This window comes from Cytobacillus kochii, from assembly GCF_020171845.1.
In the GTDB taxonomy this organism is placed as follows: domain Bacteria; phylum Bacillota; class Bacilli; order Bacillales; family Cytobacillaceae; genus Cytobacillus; species Cytobacillus kochii.
Map to the genome: position 1 here is coordinate 360395 of NZ_JAIVAM010000004.1, position 16362 is coordinate 376756.

A 16362-nucleotide genomic window follows, 5' to 3' on the forward strand; every position below is an offset into this window, starting at 1 on the left:
TCATTATATTCACTAAACGCGTCAGCAATATATCGTGAATAATGAAAGCACCACTAATATTCGATATCATTTTGCGCCTTATCACTCATTCTTTTGCTTAAGCTTCATAGATAGTAGAAACCTTCCATATAATTATAGAAGAATACATTCTAACTTAGGAGGTCAATTTTCAATGAATTTGTTAGGTATGATTACTTTTCTCTTATTAATTATTGCTGTTGATTATTTTTACTTTGATAGGGATAGAAAAAGATGGGGTTGGTTGAAAGGTGCAAGTCGCGCAAAGAAAGCAATTTGCATATCCTCTATCCTTCTACTTTCTATCATATCTTATCTAGGTTTAAGTATGTGATATTCCCTCTGAAAATTCTTATAATTTTTGTTACTTTTGTAATAAAAGAACAGGCATTTTTTCCTCTTTAATATGAAAAGAATGGCTAATCTCTTGTTTTGCTGGTATCATATGTAAATAGTTAAAATTTTTATTGATTTTTCAATTTGATTACATCTCATAATTGGAGGGTCAATTGGTTTCTTTTTAGCCAAACATACTATATAATGCGCACTAGATGATTTTAATCAAAAAATCATTCTGCTTGCAGGAAGGAGATTGATTATGAAGAAATGGACAGTTTTATTAATGACAAGTTTGATGGTGCTTTTCTTAGCCGCTTGTGGAGGAGACGAAGAAGCAAAAGATGCTGAGAAGAAGGACGAAGGGCAAAACACTGAATTATCTGCTGAAGATAAGAAAAAACAAGAAGAAATGCAGAAGAAATTAGACGAACAAATGGTTGAGGATGATTCAACTGTTGCTGTAGTGAATGATGAAAAAATCTTAGGTGTTGATTATAATTTGACACTTACTACACTACAAGGGCAAATGCAACAAATGGGTCAAGACCCAACTACTAAAGAAACATCTGAACAAATGAAGACTCAAGTAATTGATAGCCTTGTTGGACAAGCACTTATCCTTCAAGAAGCAGATAAAAAAGGGATTAAAGCTTCTGAAGAAGATATCAATGAACAATTTGAGCAGACAAAAGGTCAGTTTGAAGATGAAAAAGCCTTTGCAGCTGCTCTAGAGCAATCTAAATTAGATGAAAAAGAATTAAAAGCACAAATCGCTGATAGCATTCAATTCAACCAATACGTTGAAAAAGAAGTACCTACTGGCGAAGTATCAGAAGATGAAATCAAAAAAGCGTATGAAGAAGTAAAAACACAAAGTGAAGGTGCCGATCAAGAAGTGCCAAAACTTGAAGATGTAAAAGAACAAATTAAAGCATCTATCCAACAGCAAAAACAACAAGAAGTACTTGCTCAACATGTTGATGACTTGAAAGAAAAAGGGAAAGTTGATATTAAGATTTAATAAACCCCCCCATCCAAACTTCATTTGGGTGGGGGTTTTTGATGGTTCTTGTAGTCTTTATAAAGACCTCAACCTATCAAAATAAACAAATTTCCCAGTGGTACCAGTAGGAATGACCTTAACTTGGGTGCCTATTGGATTATTCTATCGAGTAATATTTTCCCCATTCTTCTTGGTTAAGAAAATAATTGCATAGGACTCTTGGCGCTCGGGTTTTAAAGTGAACATAATGATGTTTTTTCCTCCTTCTACAATTAATAACTTTGTTTGCTTTTATAATTGGATAGCAATTGCTACCCTATAAGGCTTCAGTTCTTTCGTAATAAACTCAATGTACTTTTGTTCATTCACACGAAAATGCTTATCAACATGAAATTTTTCACTATATAAACCTGCCTGCCAAGGGCAATAACCTTCTGTTCTTTGCACCGGTATACTATCAATACCCACTATCATTAGTTAAGCATTATGGTAATCTAACCCTTTTTCCAATGACAAAGAGTCACCACCAATTGCATCTTGATCACGTAAAAGATTTTGACCATCATGCATGTAAAGCACAGGATAGTGATTACTTGAAATGGGATAACCATTGTTCTCGTTTGTTTCAAGAAGCAATGCAACAAATTTAAGCACACCTCACTTATGCAATTTTAATAAGGAGTTGTTAAGGAAGTATTTAAAAGTTTAATAAGGAAAACTCATTTCTATCATTTACGATAATATTTTTTAAAGATATTATACAAATTTATACGAGCATAATTGGATATTTTTTTTATTAATAAATCAAAGCTATATTTTAATCCACTCCGAAAGAGGGTATGAATAGGAGTGAAGAGATAAGAATAATGAATAAAACTATACATAAAAGAAAATGAAGGAGTACTTATGATGACTTATATTTTATTACTTGTTGGATTCGCATTATTGATTAAAGGGGCTGATCTTTTTGTTGACGGTTCTTCCAATATTGCTAGGTTGTTAAGAGTCCCACCCATCTTAATTGGGTTAACGATTGTGGCATTTGGTACAAGTTCACCTGAGGCTACTGTCAGTATTATTGCGGCACTAGAAGGAAGTGCAGATGTTTCACTAGGGAATGTGCTGGGAAGCAATATCTTTAACATCACACTTGTGGTAGGGGTTACAGCCTTTTTATATCCATTGAAAGTACAAAGTGAAACCATAAAAAAAGAAATCCCTTTCACATTACTTGCAAGTGTTACTTTGCTCATTCTTATGAGTGATATAGCATTGCAGGGTTTTGACAGTAATTTACTTACTCGTAGTGATGGGCTTGTCTTTTTATTATTTTTATCTATATTTATGTACTATGTCATTGAAATTGGCCTTAAAAGTCGGCAAAATAAAGAAAATATATCTACTCCTAAAGACATTACGTGGGGGAAAAATATATTCATTTCGATTATAGGTCTAGCGGCCATTATTTTTGGTGGGAATTTGGTCGTTAACAACGGGACAGAAATTGCATACTCCCTCGGTATGAGTGAAACATTAGTAGGGTTAACAATTGTTGCAATAGGTACCTCTCTACCAGAACTAGTAACTTCAATTACTGCAGCGTTAAAAAAAGAGAGCGAAATCGCTTTGGGTAATATTGTAGGTAGTAATATTTTTAATATTTTATTTGTACTTGGTGCCTCGGCAACCATCTCACCATTAGCCGTAAATGATAAAGTCTTTATTGATGTCATTCTTATGATAATCCTAACGATTGTTCTATTTATATTCTCGCGGACCAGTTTTAAAATCGGCAAAAGAGAAGGGTTCATTCTCGCTGTCGCATACATTATTTATTTGGTTTATATTATTATTCGTAATTAAAAAATGCTATAAAATAATTGAATGTGCATGATAAAAAAAGACTTCCATTTCTAGTTTGAAAGTCTTTTTTTTGTTTGTTTGCCCTATATGTTTGGCTTACGACATTTGATAATAAAGCTAGTCGGTAATAGACTGGCTTTATCAGGTGAATACCAGCCATTACTATGTCTATCTTTATCTTCTTCTGTTAAACAGACCTCTTCGATCATTTGCTCAATATGAAAGCCAGAAGCAGTAAGTAAATTGATATATGTACTTAATTTATATTGTTGCATTGTTGCTGGTTCCTGCCATGCATGATGATTATAAGCACCTTCCTCATGATAGCTTTTAGTCATAACGAGTTGTCCATTTTGGCGGCTCATTCTATTATATAGTGGGTGCTCCCAACTAAAGATAAATAAACCACCATCATTTAAATATTGAAAGACATTGGCCAATGTCTTGCTTAAATTCGTCGACCATCCGATCGCGTATATTGAAAAGACAATATCAAAATACGCACTTGGAATACCAGGATTCTCTTCCATTGGAGACTCAAATAATTGAATCGATGTATTACTTTCTGCTAATAAGTGCTTAGCTGTTTGAATTTGCACATGAGATAAATCAAGCCCCCATAACTCACTAGGAGATTTTCCATCTAAATATTTGATTGAATGACCACTCCCACATCCTAATTCCAATATCCTCTTTCCTTTCACCTCACCGAATAACTGAAAATCATCTTCAGTAGGTGCGAACGGACCATATTCAGGTAGCGGGTTTCTAGCAAAAAAACGCTCTGCGGCTTTATCCCAACTTTTTTTGTTTTGTATTAACGTTACATTATTCATACTCTCACCTCTTAAGAACATATATTCTTCTCTTGGGTGATGATGTCCTCCTTTTTGAGAAAAAACTAGGGTGATCATACTTCAATTTTGTGTCATAATACAGTACCGTTAAGCACTCCTGTTTGTGATACTTTTATAATTTTAAATATATTAGTTGCAGCGGATTTTATTAATATGACTAATAAAATAAGCTATATTCCCCTCTTTTCAGCCATTTGGCTATTAATTAGTTATTTATTAAAAATAAAAGATTCATATTGACAAAACTAAAAAAACATTATACTCTTTAAAACGTAATCGTTACGATTAACTAACAAAGATCTGCCCTGAAGAAATCATACTCTATACATATTGATCAACCTTCTAAAAGTATATTCTTTAAAACGTAATCGTTACGATTAAATTAACGCGAAAGGGTGTTTATTTTGAAAAAACCGTACTTATATTTAAGTGTAGTGGCTTTAAGTTTAGCATTAGTAGCTTGTCAAAATTCAGAAGAAACAGCAACTACTAACAGTACTTCATCAGAAGAAGGGAAATCTACAAATGATAATACAACTTCAGTAGAATCAGCAACTATTGCAATCGATGGCTTAGGTGATCATTATCACACTGGGGATACCATTGAGTTGGCTGCTGTATTAAGTGAAGAGGCTGATTATGATCACTGGCATTGGTATACAAGAGAAAGTGGTCAATCAGAATGGGAGGTTGCATCTGGTCAAGAAGGTGACACCTTCTCAGGCGAAGCAAGCGTCGATGGTTTAGAAATTAAAGCAGCTCTTTACAACGATAATCATGAGGTATTTGCTGAATCAGAACCAGTAACGATTGTTATTGATGATCATCATGGGCATGATGAAGAAAGCAAACAGATTTATCAAGGGTATTTTGACGATGATCAAGTAGCAGATCGTGAATTAACAGACTGGGAAGGCGATTGGCAGTCTGTCTACCCTTACCTTTTAAATGGTGATTTAGATAAAGTCTTTGCACATAAAGCTGAAGAAGGTGACATGACTGCGGAAGAATACAAAGACTATTATACAGAAGGTTATGTAACAGACGTCGAACGTATTGTTATTGATAATGGTAATGTAACGTTTTACAAGGACGGAGAAGAGTTTTCTGGAGACTACGAATATGATGGCTATGAAATTCTGACTTATGAAAAAGGAAATCGTGGTGTTCGTTTTATCTATAAACTCGCAGAAGAATCTAAAGAGATGCCTCAATACATTCAATTTAGTGATCATATTATATCACCTCAAGTATCTAGTCATTTTCATCTTTATTGGGGAGATGATCGCGAGAAATTATTAGACGAAGTTACTCACTGGCCGACTTATTATCCATCTAACTTAGATGGCGATGATATTGTGCGCGATCAATTAGCACATTAATATTTTGGAGAAGAGATGGATTGGTCCTCTCTTCTCTCTACTTTTGCAACACATTCTAACAAGGAGATTCATAGATAAAATGAAAAAATACCAAACTATATTCATATGTTTTACCGTGATAGCATTTCTTTTTGGCTGTCAGTCTCAAAATTCAAAAGTAGCTGGAAATAAGAATGAATCTGAAATAACTGTTGTCGCTTCCTTCTTACCGATGTATGAATTCACCAAACAAGTAGCTGGTGATCGAGCAAATGTTCAACTTATGGTTTCAGAAGGTCAAGATACCCATCACTATGAGCCTAGTGCCCAAGATGTAGCAGCTGTCAGTCAAGCAGATGTGTTTGTCTACAGTAGTGAAGAAATGGAGTATTGGGTAAAGAGCCTACTTAATACGGTAGAGAACAACAATCTCGTTATAGCACGTGCTGCAGACGGTCTCGATGAAGCAAAACATGAAAATGTGCATGATGAACACGACTCAACTGGAACAGAACAAGTGAAGATCAATGGGGTAGCAGATCATTACCATACGGGTGATGATATTCAACTTTCAGCTGAATTAACAGGAAATGCCAATTATGATCACTGGCATTGGTATCAGCAGTTAGATGAGAGTGAAGAATGGGAAGCTATTTCTGAGCAAAGTACTGATACGTTGACAATGGTTGCTCCAGATAAAAGTTTAAACATTCGTGCTGTTATTTATGATGATAATCATAATAAATATGCAGAATCAGAGCCAGTAGAAATTAATATTGACAACCATGATAACCAGGTAGACACTGAACACGCTGAACATAACCATTTCAAGAAGGAAGCGGAAATAAACATTAAAGGGTTAGCAGATCATTATCATACAGGTGATGTTGTTACACTAGAAGCTGAGCCGAATGATTCATTCAATTATAATCATTGGCATTGGATGATGAGAGAAGATGCTAACCAAGAATGGAAAGCAGTACCAAAACAAGTAACCGATCATTTTGAATACAAAACAACAGGAAAAAGCTTCGAATTGAAGGCTGTTCTTTATGATGATAAACATCATATTCAGGCAGAATCTAACCCTGTATCTGTGTTAATTGATGATCATGAAGATCAAGATCCTCACATATGGCTTGATCCAGTTTTAGCACAAAATCAAATCAAAGCGATTCGTGATGCCTTAATTGAGGCAGATCCGGGTGGAGAAGAAATATATGAGAAGAATGCTGAATCCTTTATGAATGAACTTAAGGATCTAGATGAGGAATATCAAACTACTTTAAAAGATGCGAAAAATCGTGTTTTTGTCGTGCAACACCAGGCATTTGGCCATCTGGCGAAACGTTACAACCTAGAACAAGTTGCGATTGGGGGATTATCTACAGAAGTTGAGCCCAGTCCTTCACGTATTGCTGAAATCGGTCATTTAGTCGAAGAGAATAACGTACCTGTGATTTATTATCAACAAGGAGCGAGCTCCTCCATTGCTCAAACCGTTGCATCAGAGACAGGAACAGACACAGCTGTATTGTATGATTTAGAGGTACTTTCTGATGAATTATTAGAAAATAACTTAGGTTATATTGAAGCTATGCGTCATAACCTTAAAGCATTGCAACTTAGTGTACATTAGGATCAATTGGTGAAGGCGGTTATTTAAAAAAAGGCTAACTAACCAAAGGTTTGGATTTGCATCATTCTAGTTAGCCCATCTGGTTAATTTAACTTCTATCTATTAGATAAAGAATCAGATAGACGATCCTGCAATCCTTCCACCTTATTTTTGGAAAATGAAGAAAGGTAGATGAAAAAGTGTTCTATATAAAAGTAGCTGATCTCTCTTTCCACTACGAAAAAGAACCCGTCTTAACAAATATTTCATTTGAGCTAAACCCGGGTGATTTTGTCATGTTAACCGGTGAAAATGGCGCCGCAAAAACAACTTTGTTACGTAATATCTTAGGATTGCTTAAGCCTACTATGGGGGAAGTTACGCAGTCTCCTACTAATCGATATGGTGAGAAGTTAGTGGTTGGATATGTTCCCCAACAAGTATCTTCATTTAATATTGGTTTTCCTAGTACAGTCTTAGAATTAGTTCAATCAGGACTCTATCAAAGGGGCAAGTGGTTTAAAAAGTTGACTGAAGCGGATAAAGATCAAGTGAAACGATCCCTTGAATCTGTAGGATTATGGGAAATGCGTCATAAAAAAATTGGTGAATTATCAGGAGGCCAAAAACAACGAATATCGATCGCACGTGTATTTGCTACAGATCCGGACTTATTTGTTCTAGATGAACCTACTACGGGAATGGATAAAAAATCAAGGGAGGAATTCTACCAATTATTGCGACATCAAAGTGAAATACACGAAAAAGCAATTCTGATGGTGTCGCACGACCACGACGAATTACGAAATTATTGTAATAAACATATTGAACTTGTTCGAAAGGAGGAATTGCCTTGGAGATGTTTCTCTATGAATTCATGCAGAGAGCTTTCCAAGCCTCGATTCTCATCTCTTTAATTGCCCCTATGCTAGGCTTGTTTCTCATACTACGGAGACAGTCTCTGATGGCAGATACTCTAGCTCATGTTTCTTTAGCTGGTGTAGCACTTGGATTATTAGTTAGTATCAATCCGACTTGGACGAACATTATCATGGTGGTGATCATTGCGATCTTACTGGAATACTTACGTATGTTATATCGCACCTATTCAGAAGTTTCAATTGCTATTTTAATGTCTGGCGGGATGGCCTTAGCATTGATTTTAATGAGTTTGAACCAAGGTGGAACGACACTTAATATCAATCAGTTTTTATTCGGTTCTATCGTAACAATTAGCACACAACAAGTATGGATGCTCTACCTCTTAGCGGGAATCATCGTCATACTGTATATCATTTTCCGTAAGGCGATGTACGTTTTAATATTTGATGAAGAAACAGCGTTTACTGCTGGATTACCAATCAAAACGATGTCGATTGCCTTTAATGTATTAACCGGAGTTACGATTGCTATTATTATGCCTATAGTTGGCTCCCTGCTCGTATCCGCCATTTTAATTCTTCCTGCAGCCATTTCTATGCGATTGAGCCGTAGCTTCGCAAGCACAATTCTATTAGGGATACCTATTGCGTTGACTGGTATGTTAAGTGGTTTATTTACATCTTATGAGTATGGTACGCCTCCGGGTGCCACTATCACTTTAATCTTATTGGCCCTATTTGTGATAGCAATCATAGTAAAAAAAGTGATGAAACAAAACCAAAAGGAAAAAATTACTTTGAAAGAACAGCAGTAAATGGTACAACATCATTAAATCAAACTTCATAAGGTTCTGGTTCTATGTCTTGTTAGGGTGGGGATACTATTTCCACCCTTAATTTATCTTATAGATACTTTTATTTAGCGTATTTAAATTCAGAGGTTAAGTAGTTTTTTAACTCTCCACTTAAATCTTGTTCTATTTCCCTTTACATCTAAATAAGTTTCACATTCATATAAAATATTTTTCAAGTATCATAATATCTTATCTGTTTGAAATAGCGTTCCGTACATATCGAACATTTATGTATACTCTCTATGAATAACGTTCATGGCCTCTTCTATCCCTTCAACCACCTTATCCAACTCAATGTCTTTGAGTCTCTCCTGGTGCTCTTTTAATGTTTGCTTTCCTGCCCCAGTTTTGACTAAGATTTTCATTGCCCCTACTTTTGAAGCGGCAACCATATCACTCCAGCGGTCGCCAATTACGACGGTTCGAGCTAGGGAAAGCTTATAATCTTCTGCTGCTTGCTGGAGCATTTCAGTATTTGGTTTGCGACATTTACATTCCGCTTCAGGGGCATGAGGGCAAATATACACTTGATCGAATCCGAAAGAAAGTAATTCGTGAATAAATGCCGTTTTTGTCGTTAATCCTTTCGCAATTCCAGGTTGGTTCGTGAAAGCAAAAACCTTTATTCCCTTTTCCTGTAACTTGCTTATATTTTCTTTTACTCCGGGGAAGAGTCTAAATTCCCCAGGAAAATGGATGGTGTCATCGCCACCAATTGTGCCATCTCTATCTAAGAAAACGGCTTGTATTTTATTGTTTTTCTTCATGATGACCGTTCCCCCATAGGCGATTAACCGTTAACAATTTTTCTTCAGCAAAAACCATCTCATAAATATCAGGTTTTGTTGTTTGTTGAAAAAATTGAAAATCAAACTGTTTTTGAAAGTAACTCATTATAATCGTCATGATATTTCCATGTGTTCCAATAACAATAGATTCTCCCTTATAATTGTTCAAAATCTCTTTTATAACTGGAATAGAACGTTCTTGCGCGGCACCTGTGGATTCTCCTCCAACTAAACAGTAATTTTCGTCTTTAAATGACTGCTCAATGGCGGATAATAATTCCTTTTCTTCTGCATGGTAATCGAGCCCCTTAATTGGTCTTTCTCTTAGATTTTCATATGTTTTGATTTGTAGTTGCCTATTTTCTGCAACCTCTCGAACAGTCTCGATTGCGCGTGTATATGGACTAGAGATGACTCTATCAATCTTTTTATCCTTTAAAACCTCAGTGACCTTAATTGCTGCTTCTCTTCCCCTTGGCGATAAACCTCTCGTTTTCTCCTCACCAAATATAAACGGTGATTCTGCATGTCTAACCATATATATTGTCGTTACCATAGATTTCCCCCTATCATTCTCTATAAGACTCGAAAAAATTCCGATAATTTCGAGTCTTATAGTTAACGTAAATCCAAATATATAAAATTCTTTATACAATCTCCACTTTTCTTTTTACGCTAAGAATCGAGCACAATGACATTCTTTATTCTGCTCTACCCTCATGTTTAATCTTTACCTTGGGAAAAGACTCCAATTAATCTCCCACCATATAGAAGCAACTACTCATAAGTAAGTGCGATTAACTCTGTTTGCTATTTTACTTATCCAATTGAGGATAATAAGGACCAAAAAAATGAAGTACGAGAAATCTATACTTCTTTATTTACAGTTATTGAGAAGGTTAAAAATGGGGAACTATAAATTTGCGAAAGGCATGGTGTGAAACATCCAACATGCCTTTTCTTTTTTTATTTAATCTTTATCATACTTATATTAGATTCGGTTTTACAGAAACTTCTCATAACAAAAACATTCATATGCTCGCTTATACTGTGACTTCACTTCTTCTTTGTTATCACCGACATAATGCGCGAAGGTTGTCGTTGGTAGGATATTTTTATCTTTGCTAAAAATGACATCACTACCCTCTTCTTCATTGATATAAAGATGAAGATAGGAGTAATCACTAGTAAATCCGTTTTGCTGGTACCAACTGTTGACTCCATTATCGTCTCTCGTCCACGCTTCTAACCGATAGATGTTTTTTTACGAGCTATTCGCTCAGCTTCTGTCAGTTGCGCGCGCAATCCCTTGTCTTCGGTAATCTGGATGGACAGCGATATGCCATATCATGCCACCGAGTCCACTCCCCTGGAAACAAATACTTCTTTCTTCATTTTCATATTCTACATCGATCAAACCGACAACTGTTTGGTCCGTGATAGCTATAAGTTCAATCGCTTGATTTTCGTAATGCTCTTTTGCAGTTAAAACATTGTCATAATAAGCTGAATCCAAAAAGGCAAGTACTCTACATCTCACCCAACCTATTTCATCCTCTGGTCTATAAGCTCTTATTTCCATTTACTCTCTCCTTAAGTAAAAGAATCCCCTAAACACCTACATGCAATTATTGTTAGATTCATTGTGAACATGGCAATCACTCCTTTCAATATGAAAGTCTTTATGATTAAAGATAAAAGGCATTAAATAAACAAACGAGAAGTCCAGTTTCTATGGATATAGAACCAACACACTTTGCTAAACGGCCTCACATCCCATTCTATAGAACAAGATTGGCGAGAAACAATGCCTTTTTTGTAAAACGAAATAGTGATTACTATTATTTTGAAATTGCTTGGCATGAATGTCTTTCTCTCGAAATTTCAGTTATCCATTTGAAAATAAAAAGAGCACGCCCTTTTTCTCCATGCTTTACCTTACATTTCGATTGCAATAAAAAACAGGTGGAAATTTGATACAGGTGATTATCTGGTAAATTGTAGCCTATTTTATTTTCTGTATTTCCTATTTTTTTGCAATTGTTCAACTTCCTTTTACTTTTTTTGCTATAATTAATAGTATCATATTTTGGAAAAAATGTAATTTTGTAAGAGGGGTGAAATGATTTTGTTCCAGTTCTTTCAATACAATTGGCAAGTGAGAGATGAATGGTTGACACTGTTGAAAGACATCCCTCCTGATGAACTATTAAAGGAGAGGGTCGGTGGTGTCAGGAGTATTCTTTATACCTTCTTCCATATCATTGATGTGGAGTATAGCTGGCTACGGTGTATCAATGGAAAAGAAGATGTACTATTTGATTATAGTGACTATCAGACACTTGATCGTATTCAATATCTATCAAATCAACTAAGAACTGAAATAAGCGCTACCTTTCCTCATGATGTACCTATAGATAAACAAGTATTTATTCCTTGGGACTCTAGTCACCAAAATGTGACTGCGATTCTTCATCATATAATTGCCCATGAAATTCATCATATCGGCCAGTTGTCTATATGGGCGAGAGAATTGAATTTACACCCTGTCTCTGCTAGCTACATTGGGCGGAAATTTTAATCGGAGGTATCTATGCGTTTTACTTATTTTTGTCTTAGCTTAACAGTGTTGTTTTTATTATGCGGGTGTTCTGAAATGAGTAGGAATGAAAAATTAGAAACGAACTGGTCTTTCCAAACTGAAAACGGACAATCATTTAATATTGTAGAAATCCAACATTTAATGGAAAGGTACATAAAAGATCATGATGAAGAAGATGCTATATTCGCAGATTATAAAGAAGCGGTCATTGATCCTATTTATAATGAATGCTTTCTTGACGGCGAATTTCTTCATATCGCTGAAGATGTATTGTCACATAACCCGAAGAATTTCGACAAACTACAAAGAGTCATCGAACGGATGAATAGTCAGGAAGTAAAAGATAGCTTATCCGAAGCATTAGAGCTTTCTGCTGCTGCCTTACCGATAGAAAAGGAAATCAATGTCTGCTTACTTCCTGTTTCCTACCCTGGTTTTGGAATGGCAGTAGGATCAGATAAGATTCTCATTTTGTTTGACGAGTACCTTTCCATCGATCGTTTTAAGGTTACACTCGCTCATGAATATCATCATAGTGCCTGGCAAGCTGCATATAGAGAGTCATCTGAGAAATGGACTGTCCTAGATAATATGGTTTTTGAAGGAAAGGCAGTGATGTTTCAAGAGATCATTTACCCTAATCAACAAATGATCAATACAAATGAGATTTATGACCAAGAGGCATGGGATTATGCTTCACCTCATTTCGAAAAAGGAACACTCGAGCACTCTAATGAGATTCTTTATGGCGGATTTGATCCACTGCCACCATTGTATGGCTATTCTGAAGGCTACCGAATGGTGAAAAATTATATTGAGAAAAATCCGAAAATGAGTATTCCGGAATGGACAAAACAAGACGCTGCCACTATTTTCAAAGAAGGTAATCATGAGGAAAACTATGATTAAGATAGGAGAGCTCTTATGCAACATGGAAATGTATTAATTCCTTCAAAAAAGGGACTGTTTCTCTATAAAAACACCTTTCAACAAGAAAGCCTATTACGCTCAGATGCTTCGTATAAATTGATATATGCTCTAAACGGACCCATTCATTACGATCTATCACAAAGAGTGGAAAAACTAAAGGTTAATCAATTTATTATGGTTGATCCATTTACACCTCATCAGCAATTATTTGTTGAAAAGCAAAAATTTCTCATTGAAATCAATCCTTCTTTTTTAAAAGATGTCAATGAATCTTTTGGTAATCAACCTGCTGATATTGCATTTGCTGCGGTCATTCAGCTCAATCCAATGATTACGAAATGGATTGAACTGGTCATTGAAATGATGACACTAGAAGAAGATCATCAACAGCCGATGTTTCAGTTATTCCTTGAGAACAGCTATACCCAGTTAGCGATTCTTCTTTTAAAACACACGATACATACGAATAACCATCAGCTACCAACTGAACATTTTCAAACCGTAGCACCTGCTATTTACAAAGTCACTTCCTCATTAAGAGAAGCCTATCAATCACCATGGTCACTCAATGACATGGCGGCAATTATTGATTGGGATATCTATCATTTCTCTCATTATTTTAAAGAAATCGTCGGTGTTTCACCCTATTCGTGGTTACAAATCTATCGTCTGCAACGAAGTTTGTTTTCATTGAAACAGAATGATACGACTATCCTCGATACGGCTCTGAACGCAGGTTTTTCATCCATTGCTGTCTATAATCGCCTTTTTAAAAGAGTATATGGCATTTCACCTCGAACATTTCGAAACAACTTCACGAAGTAATAAAATGTGAAGAGACATATAAAAAGGCCACATATTGCAAAGAGGAATCTTACTGGTACAATATGTGAGAATAAACCAAATAATAATAAGGAAAAGGCATTCGCACAATATAAAGTAAATGCGCTAAAACTAAAGCCTCGACCTAACATCTCATCTGGTAGGTGTTTTTGTAACAAATAAACTCTAGCTAACCCTGAAATCGGTAGACCAATCGCTGCGAGGGACACACCAATAAACAAAGATGGGAGCCCATTAACTAAACCGACGATACTAATGCCAGCTCCCCATATAAATGAACCAATTACATATTGCATCATAGTGAATCTTTTGATAAATAAAGGAATGATTACATTAACAACAATGACAAATAGGCCGTACCAACTGGTTAAAATACTGTACCATTCTTCTCCCTTTGTAACCATTTGTTCTACTAACAAAAATAATCCTACTTGCCAGACCCAAGTATGGAAAAATACAATCACAACAGTGATGAAAATGACATTCCTAAGAATATGGTGCTGTATTAACCAGTGAAAAAATTCCTTTAAGGACCTGTAAATTTTTAATTTATTCGTTTTGATGTCACTATGAATGTATACCTTCACAAATGAAAGGAATATTGCACTAACAAGATAGCTAACTATCGAAAATGTAAATAAATGTATTTTACCGATCGTAGCTAAAATGATGAGGTTTCCAACTGGGCCTACTATAACAACACCTCTTGTAATAGAGTCAACTAAACTGTTGGCCGTTGTTCTCTCTTCTTCAATCGTCACTTTCATCAATAACGCTCTACTCGCAGGATCATATAAGCAACCTATTGTATGTATAGATAAACAGAGAAAAATAAGTTGCCAATATTGTAATTGCTGAGTATAAAATAAAACAACCACTATCATGATTATCGGTATTTTAATGATTTCCATCCGAATAAGCCATTTCTTAATAGGAATCCAATCCGCTAGTACGCCTCCTATTAATCCAAATAGCAAATATGGCAACACTTGAGCGGCCACCATAGCAGTTACATAGCTAGATGAACCCGTTAATGAGAAAGCAAAAAACAAAAAAGCCATATTTATCATCATGTTACCTAAACTGGTGAAACTCTTACTAAGTAAATAAAACCTGAATGCCCGGTTGTTTCGCAGAATTGATTGATACATCTCGCTCACCTCACCTACTAGCTTATAGTTGAGCGAGGGATTTTTCCGCTATGATATTGTATATATTTTGCACAAGATCATACCACTTACTATTGTTTAGTATCATTCTTATCAAAAATATAAAAGATGATAATCCTAATTACGATACCATACAAGGTCTACGGTTGGTCTTAAACTCTCACGCATTAGGTAAATCATATATTTGTTAGGTTACGCTATAGCCTTCCTCACCAATTTCACCAACAATTTCCTCTAGAACATCCTCCATTGTGACAATACCAACAGCTTGATTTTCTTCATTATGAATAAGTGCCATATGCTTTCTTGTTTTTTGCATCGTTAGTAAAGCTTCCTTAATTGGAGAAGTCTCTAGAAAGTTTGGAATTTCATGAATAAGATCACTGATAGATACATCTTGATCCACTAGACTTTTCGTTAATAATTCCTTTGCATTTATATAACCTTCAATCCTTCCATCTATCTTGTCTTTAACAGGATAACGAGTAAAAGCGTGTTTTTCTAAAATATCTAATAAGACGGCAAGGCTCATGTTTTTTTCAAGTGTAATGATACTTGCTTTAGGAATCACGATATCTTTTAGTTTTCGTTCATCAAAACTAAAAATATTTTCTAGATAAGTAAGTTCTGCTTGGTTAATCTCACCACTTTCGAAGCTTTGTGTGGCAATCAACTTTATTTCTTCTTCTGTATGCGCTGTTTCATGTTTCGACGGTTCGACACCAAACAATCTTAGAAGACGTTGCGAAGCTCCATTTAAGAATTTTATAAACGGTTTTGTTATTTTCCCAAACCAATATAATGGTGGAGCAAGTAACAATGTCATCTTCTCTGAATATTGGATCGCCAATGTTTTTGGAGCTAATTCTCCAAAGACAACGTGGAAAAACGTGACAATCGCTAAAGCAATGAAATACGACAATAAAGTGGCTGTTGCTTGAGAAAGTTCGAATCGTTCAAAAACAGGATGTAAAATTTTTTCTACTGTTGGCTCACCCAATGCACCGAGTACGAGGGCGGTAACAGTAATTCCTAATTGGCATGCAGATAAATGATAATCGAGCCCCACAACCACTTTTTTCGATATTTTAGCCTTTTTATTTCCTTCTTCAATCAGTTGGTCAATTCGTGACATTCGCACCTTAAGAATAGCGAACTCTGCACCAACAAAAAACGCGGTTAAAATAATAAACACAACAACAAGAAATAGATTTAAAATAATCATACCGTCCATTC

The 16362-nt window shown here is 35.5% G+C and carries 17 protein-coding genes and 1 pseudogene; 10 read left to right on the forward strand and 8 right to left on the reverse strand.

Translation table 11 applies throughout. The features are described from left to right. Positions 1 to 172 precede the first annotated feature (172 nt). Together LCM23_RS08230 and LCM23_RS08235 are read left to right on the forward strand one after the other, a co-directional pair. Positions 173 to 352 carry a hypothetical protein gene (locus tag LCM23_RS08230; protein WP_224936504.1) on the forward strand — a complete coding sequence of 60 codons (180 nt, stop codon included), beginning with the start codon at positions 173 to 175 and terminating at the stop codon, positions 350 to 352. Positions 353 to 616: 264 nt separating this feature from the next. After that, entirely contained in the window at positions 617 to 1378 is a 762-nt protein-coding gene (locus LCM23_RS08235) for a SurA N-terminal domain-containing protein (RefSeq protein ID WP_224936505.1), read from the forward strand. Positions 1379 to 1651: 273 nt separating this feature from the next. Here the strand turns inward: LCM23_RS08235 and LCM23_RS08240 are convergent, their stop codons facing one another. Further along, complete coding sequence (locus LCM23_RS08240; protein ID WP_224936506.1) at positions 1652 to 1834, reverse strand: hypothetical protein; 183 nt, start codon at positions 1832 to 1834, stop codon at positions 1652 to 1654. Between the two features lie 3 nt (positions 1835 to 1837). Continuing rightward, positions 1838 to 2014, reverse strand: a complete 177-nt coding sequence (locus tag LCM23_RS08245) for a hypothetical protein (protein WP_224936507.1) — start codon at positions 2012 to 2014, stop codon at positions 1838 to 1840. A 255-nt stretch (positions 2015 to 2269) separates the two neighbouring features. Between LCM23_RS08245 and LCM23_RS08250 the strand changes: the two genes are divergently transcribed. Then, on the forward strand, positions 2270 to 3223 hold the full coding sequence (locus LCM23_RS08250; RefSeq protein ID WP_224936508.1) for a calcium/sodium antiporter: 954 nt from the start codon (positions 2270 to 2272) through the stop codon (positions 3221 to 3223). A gap of 83 nt (positions 3224 to 3306) precedes the next feature. Here LCM23_RS08250 and LCM23_RS08255 read toward each other — a convergent pair whose 3' ends face one another. Continuing rightward, a complete protein-coding gene (locus tag LCM23_RS08255) occupies positions 3307 to 4059 on the reverse strand; it encodes a class I SAM-dependent methyltransferase (RefSeq protein WP_224936509.1) in 753 nt (250 codons plus the stop codon). 425 nt (positions 4060 to 4484) lie between these two features. Between LCM23_RS08255 and LCM23_RS08260 the strand changes: the two genes are divergently transcribed. The 4 genes from LCM23_RS08260 to LCM23_RS08275 all read left to right on the forward strand — a co-directional run bounded on the left by LCM23_RS08260 (position 4485) and on the right by LCM23_RS08275 (position 8755). Then, on the forward strand, positions 4485 to 5462 hold the full coding sequence (locus LCM23_RS08260) for a ZinT family metal-binding protein (RefSeq protein WP_224936510.1): 978 nt from the start codon (positions 4485 to 4487) through the stop codon (positions 5460 to 5462). A gap of 79 nt (positions 5463 to 5541) precedes the next feature. After that, a complete protein-coding gene (locus LCM23_RS08265) occupies positions 5542 to 7080 on the forward strand; it encodes a metal ABC transporter solute-binding protein, Zn/Mn family (protein WP_224936511.1) in 1539 nt (512 codons plus the stop codon). A 179-nt stretch (positions 7081 to 7259) separates the two neighbouring features. After that, complete coding sequence (locus LCM23_RS08270) at positions 7260 to 7976, forward strand: metal ABC transporter ATP-binding protein (RefSeq protein WP_224936512.1); 717 nt, start codon at positions 7260 to 7262, stop codon at positions 7974 to 7976. Further along, on the forward strand, positions 7913 to 8755 hold the full coding sequence (locus LCM23_RS08275; RefSeq protein WP_224936513.1) for a metal ABC transporter permease: 843 nt from the start codon (positions 7913 to 7915) through the stop codon (positions 8753 to 8755). Before LCM23_RS08270 ends, LCM23_RS08275 begins: the two co-directional genes overlap by 64 nt. A gap of 266 nt (positions 8756 to 9021) precedes the next feature. Here LCM23_RS08275 and LCM23_RS08280 read toward each other — a convergent pair whose 3' ends face one another. The 3 genes and pseudogenes from LCM23_RS08280 to LCM23_RS08290 all read right to left on the reverse strand — a co-directional run bounded on the left by LCM23_RS08280 (position 9022) and on the right by LCM23_RS08290 (position 11164). Then, on the reverse strand, positions 9022 to 9561 hold the full coding sequence (locus LCM23_RS08280) for an HAD-IIIA family hydrolase (RefSeq protein WP_224936514.1): 540 nt from the start codon (positions 9559 to 9561) through the stop codon (positions 9022 to 9024). Continuing rightward, on the reverse strand, positions 9545 to 10138 hold the full coding sequence (locus tag LCM23_RS08285) for a histidine phosphatase family protein (RefSeq protein ID WP_224936515.1): 594 nt from the start codon (positions 10136 to 10138) through the stop codon (positions 9545 to 9547). Before LCM23_RS08285 ends, LCM23_RS08280 begins: the two co-directional genes overlap by 17 nt. A 447-nt stretch (positions 10139 to 10585) precedes the next feature. Then, positions 10586 to 11164, reverse strand: a pseudogene (locus LCM23_RS08290) (GNAT family N-acetyltransferase). A 546-nt stretch (positions 11165 to 11710) separates the two neighbouring features. On the opposite strand from LCM23_RS08290, the gene LCM23_RS08295 reads away from it, so the two are divergent. The 3 genes from LCM23_RS08295 to LCM23_RS08305 all read left to right on the forward strand — a co-directional run bounded on the left by LCM23_RS08295 (position 11711) and on the right by LCM23_RS08305 (position 13939). Continuing rightward, positions 11711 to 12163 carry a DinB family protein gene (locus LCM23_RS08295; RefSeq protein WP_095373688.1) on the forward strand — a complete coding sequence of 151 codons (453 nt, stop codon included), beginning with the start codon at positions 11711 to 11713 and terminating at the stop codon, positions 12161 to 12163. A 75-nt stretch (positions 12164 to 12238) separates the two neighbouring features. After that, positions 12239 to 13093, forward strand: a complete 855-nt coding sequence (locus LCM23_RS08300) for a DUF2268 domain-containing putative Zn-dependent protease (protein ID WP_224936516.1) — start codon at positions 12239 to 12241, stop codon at positions 13091 to 13093. Between the two features lie 15 nt (positions 13094 to 13108). Continuing rightward, positions 13109 to 13939: a helix-turn-helix transcriptional regulator gene (locus LCM23_RS08305; RefSeq protein ID WP_224936517.1), complete on the forward strand. Its 831-nt coding sequence runs from the start codon at positions 13109 to 13111 to the stop codon at positions 13937 to 13939. Here the strand turns inward: LCM23_RS08305 and LCM23_RS08310 are convergent. Both LCM23_RS08310 and LCM23_RS08315 read right to left on the reverse strand, forming a co-directional pair. Beyond that, entirely contained in the window at positions 13870 to 15108 is a 1239-nt protein-coding gene (locus LCM23_RS08310; protein WP_224936518.1) for an MFS transporter, read from the reverse strand. The genes LCM23_RS08305 and LCM23_RS08310 overlap by 70 nt on opposite strands. Before the next feature lie 205 nt (positions 15109 to 15313). After that, positions 15314 to 16360 carry a hemolysin family protein gene (locus LCM23_RS08315; RefSeq protein WP_224936519.1) on the reverse strand — a complete coding sequence of 349 codons (1047 nt, stop codon included), beginning with the start codon at positions 16358 to 16360 and terminating at the stop codon, positions 15314 to 15316. Positions 16361 to 16362: the final 2 nt, after the last annotated feature.

Excerpts from the sequence above, each read along its gene's own strand:
- LCM23_RS08230 (WP_224936504.1), top strand. The coding sequence starts at position 173 with ATGAATTTGTTAGGTATGATTACTTTTCTCTTATTAATTATTGCTGTT.
- LCM23_RS08235 (WP_224936505.1), top strand. The coding sequence starts at position 617 with ATGAAGAAATGGACAGTTTTATTAATGACAAGTTTGATGGTGCTTTTC.
- LCM23_RS08240 (WP_224936506.1), bottom strand. The coding sequence starts at position 1,834 with ATGATAGTGGGTATTGATAGTATACCGGTGCAAAGAACAGAAGGTTAT.
- LCM23_RS08250 (WP_224936508.1), top strand. The coding sequence starts at position 2,270 with ATGACTTATATTTTATTACTTGTTGGATTCGCATTATTGATTAAAGGG.
- LCM23_RS08255 (WP_224936509.1), bottom strand. The coding sequence starts at position 4,059 with ATGAATAATGTAACGTTAATACAAAACAAAAAAAGTTGGGATAAAGCC.
- LCM23_RS08265 (WP_224936511.1), top strand. The coding sequence starts at position 5,542 with ATGAAAAAATACCAAACTATATTCATATGTTTTACCGTGATAGCATTT.
- LCM23_RS08280 (WP_224936514.1), bottom strand. The coding sequence starts at position 9,561 with ATGAAGAAAAACAATAAAATACAAGCCGTTTTCTTAGATAGAGATGGC.
- LCM23_RS08285 (WP_224936515.1), bottom strand. The coding sequence starts at position 10,138 with ATGGTAACGACAATATATATGGTTAGACATGCAGAATCACCGTTTATA.
- LCM23_RS08300 (WP_224936516.1), top strand. The coding sequence starts at position 12,239 with ATGAGTAGGAATGAAAAATTAGAAACGAACTGGTCTTTCCAAACTGAA.
- LCM23_RS08305 (WP_224936517.1), top strand. The coding sequence starts at position 13,109 with ATGCAACATGGAAATGTATTAATTCCTTCAAAAAAGGGACTGTTTCTC.
- LCM23_RS08310 (WP_224936518.1), bottom strand. The coding sequence starts at position 15,108 with ATGTATCAATCAATTCTGCGAAACAACCGGGCATTCAGGTTTTATTTA.
- LCM23_RS08315 (WP_224936519.1), bottom strand. The coding sequence starts at position 16,360 with ATGGACGGTATGATTATTTTAAATCTATTTCTTGTTGTTGTGTTTATT.